The 14,351-nt window shown below is 68.4% G+C and carries 16 protein-coding genes and 3 tRNA genes; 5 read left to right on the top strand and 14 right to left on the bottom strand.

What is annotated here, in order from left to right:
- Positions 1 to 53 precede the first annotated feature (53 nt).
- The 9 genes from rplL to ACOGXE_RS09515 all read right to left on the bottom strand — a co-directional run bounded on the left by rplL (position 54) and on the right by ACOGXE_RS09515 (position 4,128).
- Positions 54 to 446: a 50S ribosomal protein L7/L12 gene (gene rplL, locus ACOGXE_RS09555; RefSeq protein WP_419930691.1), complete on the bottom strand. Its 393-nt coding sequence runs from the start codon at positions 444 to 446 to the stop codon at positions 54 to 56.
- Entirely contained in the window at positions 443 to 1,045 is a 603-nt protein-coding gene (rplJ, locus tag ACOGXE_RS09550) for a 50S ribosomal protein L10 (protein ID WP_419930690.1), read from the bottom strand. The genes rplL and rplJ overlap by 4 nt, the downstream gene beginning before the upstream one ends.
- A 308-nt stretch (positions 1,046 to 1,353) precedes the next feature.
- Positions 1,354 to 2,040, bottom strand: coding sequence for a 50S ribosomal protein L1 (rplA, locus tag ACOGXE_RS09545; RefSeq protein ID WP_419930689.1), 687 nt, complete (start codon positions 2,038 to 2,040; stop codon positions 1,354 to 1,356).
- Between the two features lie 28 nt (positions 2,041 to 2,068).
- On the bottom strand, positions 2,069 to 2,527 hold the full coding sequence (gene rplK, locus ACOGXE_RS09540) for a 50S ribosomal protein L11 (protein WP_419930688.1): 459 nt from the start codon (positions 2,525 to 2,527) through the stop codon (positions 2,069 to 2,071).
- 17 nt (positions 2,528 to 2,544) lie between these two features.
- Entirely contained in the window at positions 2,545 to 3,327 is a 783-nt protein-coding gene (gene nusG, locus ACOGXE_RS09535) for a transcription termination/antitermination protein NusG (RefSeq protein WP_419930687.1), read from the bottom strand.
- A 21-nt stretch (positions 3,328 to 3,348) separates the two neighbouring features.
- Positions 3,349 to 3,651: a preprotein translocase subunit SecE gene (gene secE / locus ACOGXE_RS09530; RefSeq protein ID WP_419930686.1), complete on the bottom strand. Its 303-nt coding sequence runs from the start codon at positions 3,649 to 3,651 to the stop codon at positions 3,349 to 3,351.
- Between the two features lie 103 nt (positions 3,652 to 3,754).
- Positions 3,755 to 3,828, bottom strand: a tRNA-Trp gene (locus ACOGXE_RS09525).
- 130 nt (positions 3,829 to 3,958) lie between these two features.
- Positions 3,959 to 4,032: transfer RNA gene (locus tag ACOGXE_RS09520), tRNA-Met, on the bottom strand.
- Between the two features lie 23 nt (positions 4,033 to 4,055).
- A tRNA-Thr gene (locus ACOGXE_RS09515) sits at positions 4,056 to 4,128 on the bottom strand.
- A gap of 85 nt (positions 4,129 to 4,213) precedes the next feature.
- On the opposite strand from ACOGXE_RS09515, the gene ACOGXE_RS09510 reads away from it, so the two are divergent.
- Complete coding sequence (locus tag ACOGXE_RS09510) at positions 4,214 to 4,741, top strand: N-acetyltransferase family protein (protein ID WP_419930685.1); 528 nt, start codon at positions 4,214 to 4,216, stop codon at positions 4,739 to 4,741.
- Positions 4,742 to 4,772: 31 nt separating this feature from the next.
- Here ACOGXE_RS09510 and ACOGXE_RS09505 read toward each other — a convergent pair whose 3' ends face one another.
- On the bottom strand, positions 4,773 to 5,687 hold the full coding sequence (locus ACOGXE_RS09505) for a 1,4-dihydroxy-2-naphthoyl-CoA synthase (protein WP_419930684.1): 915 nt from the start codon (positions 5,685 to 5,687) through the stop codon (positions 4,773 to 4,775).
- Between the two features lie 176 nt (positions 5,688 to 5,863).
- Here ACOGXE_RS09505 and ACOGXE_RS09500 point away from each other — a divergent pair, with 176 nt between their 5' ends.
- Complete coding sequence (locus tag ACOGXE_RS09500) at positions 5,864 to 6,742, top strand: LLM class F420-dependent oxidoreductase (protein WP_419930683.1); 879 nt, start codon at positions 5,864 to 5,866, stop codon at positions 6,740 to 6,742.
- 155 nt (positions 6,743 to 6,897) lie between these two features.
- Here ACOGXE_RS09500 and ACOGXE_RS09495 read toward each other — a convergent pair whose 3' ends face one another.
- The 3 genes from ACOGXE_RS09495 to glnT form a co-directional block, all read right to left on the bottom strand.
- Positions 6,898 to 8,163 carry a rhodanese-like domain-containing protein gene (locus ACOGXE_RS09495; protein WP_419930682.1) on the bottom strand — a complete coding sequence of 422 codons (1,266 nt, stop codon included), beginning with the start codon at positions 8,161 to 8,163 and terminating at the stop codon, positions 6,898 to 6,900.
- Between the two features lie 91 nt (positions 8,164 to 8,254).
- A complete protein-coding gene (locus ACOGXE_RS09490; RefSeq protein ID WP_419930681.1) occupies positions 8,255 to 8,899 on the bottom strand; it encodes a cysteine dioxygenase in 645 nt (214 codons plus the stop codon).
- A gap of 12 nt (positions 8,900 to 8,911) precedes the next feature.
- Positions 8,912 to 10,291, bottom strand: a complete 1,380-nt coding sequence (gene glnT / locus ACOGXE_RS09485; protein ID WP_419930680.1) for a type III glutamate--ammonia ligase — start codon at positions 10,289 to 10,291, stop codon at positions 8,912 to 8,914.
- A gap of 200 nt (positions 10,292 to 10,491) precedes the next feature.
- Here glnT and ACOGXE_RS09480 point away from each other — a divergent pair, with 200 nt between their 5' ends.
- From ACOGXE_RS09480 to ACOGXE_RS09470, 3 genes are all read left to right on the top strand, one after another.
- On the top strand, positions 10,492 to 11,391 hold the full coding sequence (locus tag ACOGXE_RS09480; protein WP_419930679.1) for a class II glutamine amidotransferase: 900 nt from the start codon (positions 10,492 to 10,494) through the stop codon (positions 11,389 to 11,391).
- An 8-nt stretch (positions 11,392 to 11,399) separates the two neighbouring features.
- The gene (locus tag ACOGXE_RS09475) at positions 11,400 to 12,119 is read left to right on the top strand and encodes a hypothetical protein (protein ID WP_419933508.1); all 720 of its coding nucleotides are present in this window, start codon (positions 11,400 to 11,402) and stop codon (positions 12,117 to 12,119) included.
- 83 nt (positions 12,120 to 12,202) lie between these two features.
- The gene (locus tag ACOGXE_RS09470; protein ID WP_419933507.1) at positions 12,203 to 13,501 is read left to right on the top strand and encodes an FMN-binding glutamate synthase family protein; all 1,299 of its coding nucleotides are present in this window, start codon (positions 12,203 to 12,205) and stop codon (positions 13,499 to 13,501) included.
- 13 nt (positions 13,502 to 13,514) lie between these two features.
- Here the strand turns inward: ACOGXE_RS09470 and ACOGXE_RS09465 are convergent, their stop codons facing one another.
- A complete protein-coding gene (locus tag ACOGXE_RS09465) occupies positions 13,515 to 14,291 on the bottom strand; it encodes an enoyl-CoA hydratase-related protein (protein WP_419930678.1) in 777 nt (258 codons plus the stop codon).
- Between the last annotated feature and the right edge of the window lie 60 nt (positions 14,292 to 14,351).

The following is a 14,351-nucleotide window of genomic DNA, read 5'->3' as shown; positions in this document are numbered from 1 at the left end:
CAGCGATGCCGTGTGCCACAACCAGCGACGGGCCTCCGCTGCAGCGGAGCCGGTCAGGACAGTTCGACGGTGGCGCCGACAGCCTCGAGGGCTTCTTTGGCCTTGTCGGCGTCGGCCTTCGGCACGCCTTCCAGCACAGGCTTCGGGGCGGCCTCCACCAAGTCCTTGGCCTCCTTGAGACCCAGGCTGGTGAGCGAGCGCACCTCCTTGATGACCTGCACCTTCTTGTCGCCGATGGCAGTCAGCGTGACGGTGACCTCATCGGCGGCCTCCTCGGCGGCCTCGCCGTCACCGTCGCCACCCGCGGCAGCGGCGGCCACCATCATCGGGGCGGCGGCTGCGGCAGTGACGTCGAAGCGCTCTTCGAACGCCTTCTTCAGCTCGACCAGCTCGAGCACGGTCATGTTGCCGATGGCGTCGAGGATCTCGTCGGTGGATGTGCTCATTGGTTGTTCTCCGTGGTTGTTGAGTCGTCTGTTGAATCGGTCGTCGAATCGGCTGTCGGGCTTCGATCGATCAAGGCTTGAACGAGACCGGACACCTCGCCGATCAGGTTGTTCATCATCGAAGCCAGCGCGTTGAGCGGCGCAGCGAACGCGCCGACCATCTGCGCCATGAGCTCGTCGCGCGACGGCAGGTCGGCGAGTTCGCGCACCTGGGCATCGCTGAGCAGCGTGCCCGCCAGCACGCCGCCCTTGATGACCAGTGCGTCGTGCTCCGCAGCGAAGGTGCGCAGCGCCTTGGCGGCAGCCGAAGGATCCTTGCCGCAGAAGGCCAGCGCGGTGGGTCCCAGCAGCAGGTCGAGGGTGCCGGCCGGTGCATCGTCGGACAGCGCGCGGCGAACCAGGGTGTTCTTGTAGATCTTGTAGCGGCAGTCGGCATCGATGAGGCGGCCTCGCAGGTCAGCCATCTCGGCCACGTCCAGGCCGCGGTACTCGGTGAACAGCACGGCCTCGGCGTCGGTGAACCGCTCGCGGACCTCGTCCACCACGGCCACCTTGTCGGCCCGTGGCGCGCGCCCGTCAGCTGTCGTTGCTGTCGCCACTGTCGAGACCTCCTGTGCTGCTGAATGCGATGTGCTGGGGCGGTTAGATCGCTCCCGGTCCCAGAACGGGCACCGGTCCGCAGACCAGACAGAACCGCATCCCGACGCATACGCGCACAGGAATACCGTCCGCCTCATCAGGCCCGACCCGTGCGGCTCACCCGAGGCGGGCGAGCCCCTGAACGAGGTTCAGACGGGGCCGATTTCAGGCCGAAGCCACCGGAGTTCTACGGCGAGCAAGTTGTCGAGGGCCGAACGCTACCGGTCGCGCCCAGCGATTCAACGATCCGGTTGTGGGGTTGGGGGCGCTAGTTGAACGTGGTGGGGTCGATGCGGATGCCCGGGCCCATGGTGGAGGACACCACCATCTTGCGGACGTAGCGACCCTTGGCGCTGGCCGGCTTCGCCCGTGCCAGCTCGTCCATGACGGCTTCGAGATTGGCGTTCAGATCTTCAGCGGTGAAGCTCACCTTGCCGATCGCCAGGTGCACGTTGCCGTACCGGTCCGTGCGGTACTCGATCTTGCCGCCCTTGAACTCGCCCACGGCCTTGCCCACATCGGGCGTCACCGTGCCGGACTTGGGGTTCGGCATGAGGCCACGCGGTCCGAGCACCTTGCCCAACCGGCCGACGACACCCATCATGTCCGGGGTCGCGATCGCCACGTCGAAGTCGGTGAAGCCGGCCTCCACGCGCTCGGCCAGATCGGCACCGCCGACGACATCGGCGCCCGCTTCGGAGGCCGCTGCCGCGGCGTCACCCTGGGCGAACACCGCAACGCGCACGTCGCCGCCGGTGCCCGACGGCAAGGCGACGGTGCCGCGCACCATCTGGTCGGCCTTGCGCGGATCCACGCCGAGCCGCACCGACAGATCGACGGTCTCGTCGAACTTCGCCGGCGCGAACGTCCGCACCATGTCGATGGCCGCGGCGGGCTCGTGCATCATCTGCCTGTCGTACCGCCGTGTCGCCTCGGCGTACTTCTTCCCTGACATCTGGGGGGCTCCTCTGCTGTGCCTCGACTCAGCCCGCGACTTCGATGCCCATCGACCGCGCGGTGCCGATCACCTGCAGTTTGGCGCTCTCGAGATCGCGTGCGTTGAGATCGGGCATCTTCGTCGTGGCGATCTCGGCCACCTGGGCCTCAGTGATGTGCGCCACGGTCTCGCGGCCGGGGTTGTTGGCCGCCGTCTCCAGACCGGCTGCCTGGCGCAGCAGCACCGAGGTCGGCGGCGTCTTGGTGATGAACGTGAACGACCGGTCCTCGAAGATCGTGATCTCCGCCGGCACGATCGTGCCGCGCTGGCTCTCGGTCTTGGCGTTGTACTCCTTGCAGAAGTCCATGATCGCGACGCCGTGCGGTCCGAGCGCCGTGCCCACCGGCGGCGCCGGCGATGCCTGCCCGGCCGGGATCTGGATCTTCACAACCGCGCTCACCCGCTTGCCACGGCCTGCCGCGGGTCGTGCCGGGTTGTCTGCCATCACATGCTCCTTGGGGCTCAGATCTTTGCGACTTGTACGAAGTCGAGCTCGACGGGAGTCTCGCGGCCGAAGATGTTCACCAGCACCTTCACCTTCAGCTGCTCCTCGTTGATCTCGATGACCTGACCCTGGAAGTCAGAGAACGGGCCTTCCTTGATACGCACGCCCTCGTCGATCTCGAAGATCATCGACGGCTTGGTGCGGCGCGGCATCTCGGGCCCGTCGTCGGGCTCGGCCAGGAATGCCTCCACCTCCCGGCGGCGCAGCGGTGACGGCTTGCCGCCCGGACCGGCGTAGCCGGTGACTCCCGGTGTGCTGCGGATCATGTGATGGGCCTCGTCGCTGGGACGGCAGCGGATCAGCAGGTAGCCGGGAAAGACCTTCTTCTTGGCGACGACTTTTCGGCCGCCCTTGAACTCGATCACGTCCTCCATCGGGATCGCGACTTCGAGAATCTGCTCTTCCATGTCGAAGGTGCCGATGCGGGCTTCGAGGTTCTGCTTCACCTTCTTCTCGTAACCCGACTGCGTGTGCACGACAAACCAGCGGCCCGGGCGGTCGTAGGGCGAAACCCGCTTCGCATCCGGCTCGTCGGCAGCAAGCAGCTCGTCCTCGGTGAGCACGTCGACGAATCCACCCCCCTCGGCGGTCGCATCAACGGCGTCTGCGGTGCCGGCGGTCTCGACAGGCTCAGCGCCCGGCCCCACCAAGGTGGTCGCCGTCTGGGAACTCAGCAACCGCCGGGCGGTCGCCATCGGGTCGGTCTCAGGTTCTGCGGGGGTGTCGGTCAGGTCACTCATGTTCGTCAGTTCAGATGCTCGTCAGTTCACGTCGAAGAGGCGCAGGACGCCCTCGCCCAGAATCCAGTCGAATCCGGCGATCATCGCCGTCAGGATCACGATGGTGATGAACACCACAATCGAGTAGTTGACGATCTCGGCTCGGGTCGGCCAGATCACCTTCTTCAGCTCGGACCGGATCTCGCCGACGAACTGAGCCGGTCCAGCGCGCTCGGTGGTCGGCGTCGCCGAAGCGGCTTGACGCCGCTCGCGCCTCCCCGCGGGCGTGCCGTCAGCGGTCATCTCGCCTTGGCGCTGCAGGTGACGGCGTGTCCGTCGGTTCATGGCCATCGGGAATATCTCCGGCCCGGGGGTTCGTTAGGGACTTGTCTTCGGGGGCTTGGGCATGGTCAGTCCGTCGGGCTGACGGTCCAAACCGGCGGGGGCGCAGGGCAGGAGGGACTCGAACCCGCAACCGCCGGTTTTGGAGACCGGTGCTCTACCAAATTGAGCTACTGCCCTCAGCGTCGGTGCATCGCGCGCGATGCACGGGTGACACTCAGTGCGGGCCTTCTTGGCGAATGTCCGCCGCAACAGGCTACCGGCAGGCATCTGGCTCGCGTCCAGGGGCGACGCGCGCAAGCCGTTCCAGTAGCGGGACTGGGACTCGAACCCAGGACCTCACGATTATGAGCCGTGCGCTCTGACCAACTGAGCTATCCCGCCTTGCGGGCCGCAGGGTAGCGGCGAGCCCCGTGCCGGAATCGAACCGGCGACACCAGCCTTACCATGGCTGTGCTCTGCCTACTGAGCTAACGGGGCGACGCTCGTGCGCCATCGCCAGCGATGTGCGCCGAACAGTGTGGGATCCGGAGTGTATCTGTGACCCTTCGGTAGCTTCGCTGCCATGCGTACCCGGCTGGCCACGATGGCCGATGCCGATGCGATCGCGGAGATCTACAACCGCGAGGTCACCGAGGGCACCGCCACGTTCGACATGGTGCCCCGTTCGGCGACCGAGCAGGCCGCCTGGATGCGGGAGCACTCGGGCGCCTACCCGTGCATCGTGGCGGTGTCCGACGAGGGTTCCGGTGGCGATGCTGACGACGGATCCGGCGAGACAGTGCTGGGCTGGGCGTGCCTGTCGCCCTACCGCACCCGACCGGCGTATTCGACCAGCGTCGAGGACTCCGTCTACGTGCATCGCGACCATCACGGTCGAGGTGTGGGCAGCCTGCTGCTCGGGGACCTGGTGGCACTCGCCGACGACCATGGGTTCCATGCAGTGTTCGCCCGGATCGCCGACGCCGGCGCTGCGTCGGTGGCATTGCACGCCAAACACGGCTTCGAGCTTGTCGGTGTGGAGCGAGAGGTGGGGCGAAAGTTCGGGCGCTGGCTTGACGTGACGCTCATGCAGCGCCTGCGTCCCACCTAGCAGTGCGCCCGACCCGGCCTCGCGGCCTTGGTCAGAAGTGCCAGGGGAACTGCTCGTACTCCGGGTCGCGCTTCTCTAGGAATGCGTCACGGCCCTCCGCGGCCTCATCGGTGCCGTAGGCCAGCCGGGTGGCCTCGCCGGCGAACACCTGCTGGCCCACCAGGCCGTCGTCGATCAGGTTGAACGCGAACTTGGCCATGCGCTGTGCCGTGGGTGAACGGGAGACGATTTCGGCCGCCCACTCCAGCGCCACCGACTCCAGCTGAATGTGAGGCACCACCGCGTTCACGTCGCCCATATCGAAGCGTTCCCAGGCGGTGTAGGTGCGGCCGAGGAAGAAGATCTCGCGGGCCTTCTTCTGGCCGATCTGGCGAGCGAGGTAGGCCGAGCCGAAACCCCCGTCGAAGCTGGCCACGTTGGTGTCGGTCTGGCGGAAGCGGGCGTGCTCTTCGGAGGCGATGGTGAGATCGCACACGACATGGAGGCTGTGCCCGCCGCCGGCCGCCCAGCCGCTCGCCACGCAGATCACCACTTTGGGCATCATGCGGATGAGCCGCTGGCACTCCAGGATGTGCAGGCGCCCGGTGCGGGCCGGGTCGATGTCGTCGGCGGTCTCGCCGTCGGCGTAGCGGTAGCCGTCCTTGCCGCGGATGCGCTGGTCGCCGCCCGAGCAGAACGCCCAGCCGCCGTCGGCCGGCGCGGGGCCGTTGCCGGTCAGCAGGATGCAGCCCACGTCAGGGGTCTGCCGGGCGTGGTCCAGCGCCCGGTACAGCTCGTCGACGGTGTGCGGGCGGAAGGCGTTGCGCACGTCGGGCCGGTCGAACGCAATGCGCACGGTGCCGTGCTCGTTGGCGCGGTGGTAGGTGATGTCGGTGAAGTCGAACCCGTCGACGTCGCTCCAGCGCGACGCGTCGAAGATGTCCGAGACGTGTGGCAAGAACGGCATGGGGAATCCTGGGCCGGAGACGTGAGGACAGGTGAGGGCACGGTATTGGATCGAGCCGCGATTCCGGCCGGTGCGCGGCCCACGCCTGCACCCGAAGGCAGCGCCAGCAGCCCGGCCCGGCCGCGGGGCTGCGTGCGAGACTGCGGGCCGCCACCGCCATCGAGGAGGAGATCAGGATGAAATTCGGACTCAGGTACTGCAACACCGGCAAGTTCGCCATGGACACCGCCTTGGCCACCGAACTCGTGCAGGCGGGCGAGGCCGCCGGCTTCGAATCTGCATGGACGGTGGAGCACACCGTCATCCCGTCGGGCTACCAGTCGCAGTACCCCTACAGCCCTGACGGGAAGATGGCCGGCGGCGTCGAGGATCTGCTGCTGCCCGACCCGCTGATGTGGATGGCCTACATGGCGGGCGTGACGTCCACCATCAACTTCGGCACCGGCATCTTGATCGTGCCCCAGCACAGCCCGGTGGTGTGCGCCAAGCAGATCGCCACGCTCGACCACATGTCGGGCGGCCGGGTGCTGCTGGGCATCGGCGTGGGCTGGATGCGCGAGGAGTTCGACGCGATCGGGGTCGGCGAGCACTTCGACGACCGGGGGCGGCGCACCGACGAGTACGTGGCGGCGATGCGCGAGCTGTGGTCAGCCGAGCGGCCCACGTTCCATGGCGAGTTCGTGAACTTCGACGCTGCGTACTGCCGTCCGCAGCCGGTGAACGGCTCGGTGCCGATCATCGTGGGAGGCGACTCGAAGGTGGCAGCGCGGCGGGCGGGACGGCTCGGCGACGGCTACTTCCCCGCCCGGGGCGCGCCCTGGGACCTGATCGATCTGGCCCGCCAGACTGCCGCCGAGCACGGCCGGGATCCCGATGCGCTGGAGATCACCGTGCAGCTGCCGGCCGATCTCGACGAGATTCCCGACCTGGCGCGCCGCGGCGTCAGCCGGATCGCCGTACCGGTGTCGCCGATGGCCGGGCTGCAGACGGTCATCTCCACGCCCGACGACGCCAGCGCCTGGGCCGAGACCATCGAGCGTTTCGCCGACCTCTAGCCACGACGAGAATCAGAAGACCGAATTAAATCGAGGCTCATCGAAAGGGTCTGAGAACTACGGTGCGCGACGGCGGGACGGACCCATTCCAACAACATGAGCCGTGCGCTGGGTCCGTCCCGCTCGTAGCAGCCAGCGTAGACCCGGCGGGCTTGCTAGCAGAAACGGAATTCGACGAGGTCGTCGCCGGCGTACTGGTCGGGCAGGGCGACCTCCCAGACCAGGTAGGCCTCCATGGCGGCGCGGGCCACATCGGCGTCTTCGGGGTCGTAGGGCAACGGGGGCTGGCGTGAGCGGATCGCGGCGGCGGTCTCGTCGGCACCGTCGGTGACAAGCTCCGCATCTTCGAGCCATCCCGGCTCGAGCACGTAGGCGTCCCAGCCCATCTGGATGAGCCACGATGCGGTCATGGTGGCGCCGATGCCGTCATGGTCGGCCAGCACCACCCGGGCCCCACGGGTCACCAAGTACTCATCGGTGGCCTGCACGAGCTGGCCGCCGGGGGCGCCGATCGCGCCGGTCAGGTGCCCGGCCGCGAACTCCTCGGGTGTGCGCACGTCCATGAAGTAGGTGGTGCGGCCGCCCTCGGCCAGCCAGTCGTCGAGCTCATCACGGTCGACCGTGCGCACACCGCAGCGTTCTGCCACCGTCTGTGCCGCCGCCTCGGCCTGGGCTCTGCCCGCAGCACTGGGCTCGGGGGCCAGCTCGTCGCGGCCGTGTTCCAGCTTGAGCCCAGCCAGCTCCCAGCCCATCGTGCCGTCCTTCAGCGCCACGACCCGGTCCAGGCCCGCGGAGCGCAGCGACTGCGCGCCCAAGATGCTGCGGGTCCGGCCGGCGCAGTTGACGACCACGGTCGTGCCGTCGTCGATCAGGTCATGCACCCGGCGCACCAGCTCTCCGCCGGGGCAGGACCGTCCGGTCGGAATGCTCATGCGGTTGAACTCCCGGCGCGTGCGCGAGTCCAGCACCACCAGGTCGCGGCCGTCGGCCAGCCAGCCAGCCAACTCGGCGGCGGTCACGTGCGGCGTGCCGAAGTGCTCCTCGACCAGCTCGCCGAACAGCTTGGACGGCACGTTGATGCCCGAGTACAGCTCGCCACCCGCGGCTGCCCAGGCATCGATGCCGCCGTCCAGCACGGCTGCTTCGGTGTAGCCCAGCACGGTCAGCTCCAGCGCGACTGCCGCAGCCTCTCCCCCGCCGCCGTCGCAGATCACCACCGGCGTATCCAGCCTTGGGATGCGGGCCGCCACCTCCAAGCCCACGTGGCTGAGCGGCAGGTTCGCCGCATACAGCAGGTGACGCCGGGTGAACTCGGTCGGCTCACGGGCATCGGTCAGCGCCAGCTCGGTGCCGTCACCGCGCAGCAGCCCCCGGTGCAGTTCCGTCAACTCGGCCGCCGAAATGGTGCGAACGTCAGCCATCACACTTCCCTCGAGACTGAGCCACGCCGCCCCGGTGGCGACTCAGGCATCGGCCGGCGCAGCGTGAGCCGCCGACCCGTGGCCATGCGGCTCAGGCGGCGGCCGTTGTCGGGTAGCCCGGACGGGCTTCGACGATGCTCGACGAATCGGCGAAGACCAGCCACTCACCTTGGTCGGCGTTCCAGTAGCGGCGACCGGTCATGTTCTCCATGGCCAAGCCGTAGCAGTGGAAGTTGGTGGAGGCGCCTTCGATGTGGATCGAGTGGATGTCGTGCCCGAGCATCGCGACGCCAGTGCCGCGCTCGACCATCTCCTCACGGTCGACATGCGGTTCGCCCTCACCGGCGCAGCAGTCGTAGAAGCGATTCAGCTCCTGGCCGCGCATGCCCACGATGACCGCCCAGGTGAGGTGCTCGTGCGGCGGCGCCGAGGTGCCGACGCCGACGCTCTGGACATACAGCGCCAACGTGCCGTCGTCGTTCTGCGCCAAGCGGTAGTTGAACGAGCCCCGCTCGCCGTCAGGCGCCGGGAAGTCCTCGGGCGGGAACAGGTGCTCGACGGCAGCCAGTTCCAGCAGCCGTTCCTTGATGCGTGCGATGCCGGCCCGGTCGATGCCGCCGTGCTCACGGCCGTGCGCATCGATCTTGGCGATGTCGTCCATCGCGTCGGCGACAGCGGCTGCACGTGCTGCAGCCCGATCCGACGCCTGCTGGTCAGGGGCGTTCGATCCGCTCATGGGTTCATCTTTTCAGAACAGCGTGAGGTACTGATCGACCTCGCCAGAGGTGACCACGCTGTGGTGAGCCAGGAACTCATCCTTCTTGGTCTTCACGAAGTAGTCCCGGTAGGGACCCTCAGCAGTGTCGCCCAGCCCGGCCCCGAGCACCTCGTTGCCCGCCAGTTCCTCGGCGGCGTGCAGCAGGGTGGGCGGCAGCACGGCGATCCCCTTGGCGGCCACCTCCTCGGCCGACATGGCGTGCAGGTTGTCGACATTGGGGTCGCCCGGATCGATGTCGTTATCGATCCCGTCCAGCCCGCAGGCCAGGTACGCCGCGAACATCAGGTAGGGGTTGGCGGCACCGTCGCCCAGGCGGATCTCGATGCGGTCCGGCTCGGGGATGCGGATCATCTGCGTGCGGTTGTTGCCGCCATAGGCCGCATAGGCGGGCGCCCAGGTGGCACCCGAGGTGGGGGCTCCCACCCCCATGCGCTTGTAGGAGTTGACGATGGGGCACACCACTGCCACCAGCGAGCGGGCGTGTCGCAGCAGCCCGCCGACGAACTTGTACGCCATGTCGCTCAGGCCCAGCCCCTTGGTGTCAGGCCCGCCGGCAGATCCGCCGATGAACAGCGGTTCGTCGGTGTCAGCGGTCCACAGGCTCGTGTGAGCATGCAGCCCGTTGCCGGTCTTGTCGGCGAACGGCTTGGGCATGAACGTGGCGTAGCGGCCGTCGCGCTGGGCCAGGGTGTGCACCATCAGCCTGAACAGGATCAGCCGGTCGGCGGTGGTGAGCGCGTCGGAGTACAGCCAGTTCTGCTCGTACTGCCCGTTGGCGTCCTCGTGGTCGTTGGCGTAGTTGCCCCATCCCATGGCGTCGAGATTCCTCGACACCGCAGTGAGATGCGGCAGCATCCGGGTGAGGCCCTTGGCGTCGTAGCAGGGCAGCGTCATGTTGTCGCGGTCGTCGGCAACCGAGAGTGAGCCGTCCTCGTTGCGCACCACCAGTGAGTACTCGGCCTCCACGCCGGACTTGAGCACCAGATTGCGCTCAGCCGCTGCCTCCAGCGCCCGGCGCAGGATCACCCGTGGCGCGTACGGCCACAGCTCGCCTTCCACCGTCGGGTCGCACTGCATCGCGGCCACGTTCGGCTGCCACGGCAGCTGGGTGTACGAGGCCGGATCGGGCAGGGCCAAGATGTCGGGGCTGGAGGGGTCCTGGCCCATCGGGCCGGCGGCGAAACCGGCGAAGCCAGCCCCGTCGCTCATGAGCCCGTCCAAGGCGCTGACCGGCACCAGCTTGGCGCACGGCTTCCCGTGCATCTCCACGAACATGGCGTAGATGAACTCCACGCCGTCAGCCTCGGCCCGGCTGCGGATCTCCTCGGTTGCGTCAGTGCCGTCGCTCATGCCCTGCTCCCCCCGGCGCTCGTGACATTGCGGCCGTCAGTTCGGTTGCGGCCCCGCGCCGACAGTACTCAACGAACCAGACACACCCCGCAAGTGACCCCGAACTGAGGCCGGTCCACGGCGGCCCTCAGCCGGACTGGGCGCTACGGTGCGGGAGGCTCGACGGACGGGCGCGGGGAATCTCGGGCTGGGGGTAGGCCATGTGCGGGATTGTGGGCTTGTTCTGCAAAACCGAAACGCACCGGCACGAACTGGGACGGCTGACGGAAGTCATGCTCGCCGAGATGGGCGACCGCGGCCCGGACAGCGCCGGCTTTGCGGTGTACGACGCCGGCGTCCGGGGCCGCACTCGCATCACCGTGCTGGCCGAGGGCCGCGAGGTGGACTGGGGGCCGGTGGCTGCAGCCCTCGAGGGAGCCCTGGGCGCGGAGGTGACTGTCCAGGGGGTGCATGACCACGCGGTGTTCTCCACCGACGGCGACGGTCGAGCTGCCCGCCAGTGGATCATCGACAACGTCGCAGGCACGACTGTGCTGGCCCAGGGCAACAGGATCGAGATGTTCAAGGCCGTGGGCTACCCCGACTTGGTCGCCGAGCGCTACGACCTGAGGTCGCGCACCGGCACCCATGCGCTGGCCCACACCCGCATGGCCACCGAGTCGGCAGTCACCACCAACGGCTCGCATCCGTTCTCGACGGGTTCGGACACCTGCCTGGTTCACAACGGATCGCTGTCGAACCACAACCGGCTGCGGCGCCAGCTCGAAGGCCACGGAGAGTCGTTCCAGACCGAGAACGACTCCGAGGTGGCCGCCGGTTACCTGGCCTGGCGCATGCGCTCGGGCGACAGCATCACTGAGGCCCTCGAAGGTGCGCTGAGCGATCTCGACGGCTTCTACACCTTCGCCATCGGCGTCGCTGACGGATTCGCCATCCTGCGCGATCCCATCGCCTGCAAGCCCGCAGTGGTCGCCGAGACCGACGACTGGGTTGCCATGTCGTCTGAGTACCGGGCCATCGCCCGCCTGCCCGGCGCACTGGACGCCGAGGTCTGGGAACCCGAGCCGGCCCGGATCTACACCTGGAGCCTGGCGGCGTGAGCGGGGCGGTGCGGACGTTCGATCTCGCCGAGGCGGCTCGGCGCAAGCTCAATCAGGCTCTGCACGAGGCCGCCGACGGCGAGTCGTTCGAGGTGATCAATCCCCGCGGCGCCCATGCGGTGGCCTGCGGCATCACGGCGGCCATTGATGTGGTGGTGCGGGGCTCGGTGGGCTACTACGGCGCCGGCATGCACCAGCGGGGGCGGGTGCTGATCGAGGGAAACGCCAGCACCGGACTGGCTGAGAACATCATGTCGGGCGAGGTGCGTATCACCGGCAACGCCACCATGTCGGCGGGCGCCACCGGCTGCGGCGGCCTGCTAGTGGTGGGCGGCAATGCCGGTGCCCGCTGCGGCATCTCCATGAAGGGCGTCGACATCGTGGTCGGGGGCAACGTCGGACACATGAGCGCGTTCATGGCCCAAGCCGGGAACCTGGTGGTTTGCGGTGACGCAGCGGCCGACCTTGGCGACTCGATCTATGAGGCGCAGATCTTCGTACGGGGCGCCGTGGAATCGCTGGGTGCCGATTGCATCGAGAAGGAGATGCGGCCCGAACACGCCGAGACGGTGGCACGGCTGCTGGCCGCCGCTGGCGGTGCGGCAGGCAGCGCTGATGCCGGCGAATTCCGCCGATACGGCTCGGCCCGCCGCCTCTACAACTTCACGATCGACGACGTGGACGCCGCGGAAGCGGCCGCACAGGCGACCGGCGGTGACGGCCAGTGAGCGCGACACCGAACGGAGCATCGGGCGCAACGCCGCGGGACGGCCTCGACCCAGTCGCCGAGAATGACCCCGAGAACTGGCACCTGCGCGAGTCGTACACCTTCGACCGCAACGTGATCGCCGAGATCCGCCGGGCGGCCAACACCGGCATCTACCGCATCCGCGGCTGGGGAGCCAAGCGTCGCCTGCCCACCCTGGACGACCTCGTGTTCCTGGGCGCCTCTATGTCGCGCTACCCGCTGGAGGGCTACCGCGAGGCGTGCGGCACCGATGTGGTGATCGGCGAAGACCGCGCCGAGCGTCCGGTGCGCCTGGAGATCCCCGTCACGATCGCCGGGATGAGCTTCGGCTCGCTGTCGGCGCAGGCCAAGGAGGCGCTGGGTCGGGGCGCATCGGCCGCCGGCACCTCGACCACCACCGGCGACGGCGGCATGACGATGGAGGAACGCGAGCACTCCTCGGTGCTCGTGTATCAGTACCTGCCCTCTCGCTACGGCATGAACCCGGACCATCTGCGGATGGCCGATGCCATCGAAGTGGTGGTGGGCCAGGGGGCCAAGCCGGGCGGCGGCGGGATGCTGCTGGGTCAGAAGATCACCGAGCGGGTGGCCGAGATGCGCACGCTGCCGACTGGGATCGACCAGCGCTCGGCGTGCCGCCACCCGGATTGGACCGGTCCCGACGATCTGGAGATCAAGATCGGCGAGCTGCGCGAGATCACCGACTGGCGGGTGCCGATCTACGTGAAGGTGGGTGCCGCCCGCCCGTACTACGACACCGCGCTGGCGGTGAAGGCCGGCGCCGACGCGGTGGTGGTGGACGGCATGCAGGGCGGCACGGCCGCCACTCAGGACGTGTTCATCGAGCATGTCGGCATCCCGACGATCGCGGCGATTCCCGAGGCAGTGCGGGCCTTGCGGGAGCTCGGTGTGCACCGCCGCGAGGTGAAGCTGATTGCGGCAGGCGGCTTCCGCTCGGGGGCCGACGTGGCGAAGGCCCTGGCGCTGGGCGCCGACGCCGCCTCGATCGGCACCGCTGCGCTGATCGCCATCGGCGACAACGACCCTGCCTACGAAGCCGACTATCGCGAGCTGGGCACCTCGGCAGGATTCTGGGAGGACTTCCAGGCCGGTACCGATCCTGCTGGCATCACCACCCAAGACCCAGATCTGTCAGCACGGCTCGACCCAGTACTGGCCGGGCGGCGTCTGGCCAACTACCTGCAGGTGCTCAGCATCGAGACGCAGATCCTGGCCCGCGCCAACGGCAAGTCGCACGTGCTGAACCTGGAACCAGAGGACCTGGCGGCGCTCACCGTCGAAGCCGCGGCAATGGCGAAAGTGCCGCTGGCCGGCACCAGCTGGATCCCCGGCGCCGACTAAGGCAGCACAAGCCTCAGCGGCCCTGCCACTGGGGCGGGCGCTTCTCTGAGAACGCCCGCGGCCCCTCGATGAAGTCGGCGCTGCCGTTCATGGCCCGCACCGCCTCGTAGCGGCCTTCATGGGCAGCCCGGACGCCGGCCTCGTTGAGACCCTGCATAGCGGCCTGCTTGGTGGCCCGGATGGACATCGGCGAGCACTCGAGGACCATCTCGGCCCAGCGGCGGGCGCACGCCAGCGCCTCGCCCTGCGGGACTACTTCGGCGACGATGCCCATCTCCTTGGCCTCGGCGGCAGGCACGTGACGACCCGTCAGCATCATGCTCATCGCTCGCTTCAACCCGATGTGGCGCGGCAGGCGATGCACGCCGCCTGCCAGCGCTGCCAGACCCACCTTGGGCTCGGGCAGCGCCAGGAGCGCGTTCTCGGACGCCACAATGATGTCGCAGGCCAGCGCGATCTCGAACCCGCCGCCCATCGCCACGCCGTTCACGGCCGCGATGACCGGCTTGTCGAGATCCCAGCGCGACGTGAGACCCCCAAAGCCCGACGACGGCATCGCCGAACGGTCGCCGCCCTCGGCCTGGTACCGCAGGTCATTTCCGGCCGAGAAGGCTCGATCGCCTTCCCCCGTCACAATCGCCACCCACAGGTCCGGGTCGTTCTGGAACTCGTCGAACAGGTCCGACATCTCGGCATTGCCGGGCGGGTGCAAGGCATTCATCCGCTCCGGCCGGTTGATCGTGACGACGAACAGGTGCCCGTCGCGCTCCGCATAACAAAACTCACCCATGCCGCGGCAACCTAGCGCTCAGCGTCTGCCAGCGCCCGATGGACGACTCGCTGTCGGCGG

This window comes from Candidatus Poriferisodalis sp. (assembly GCF_965208555.1).
Taxonomy (GTDB): domain Bacteria; phylum Actinomycetota; class Acidimicrobiia; order Acidimicrobiales; family Poriferisodalaceae; genus Poriferisodalis.
This window is presented reverse-complemented; position numbering and strand designations above follow the sequence as displayed.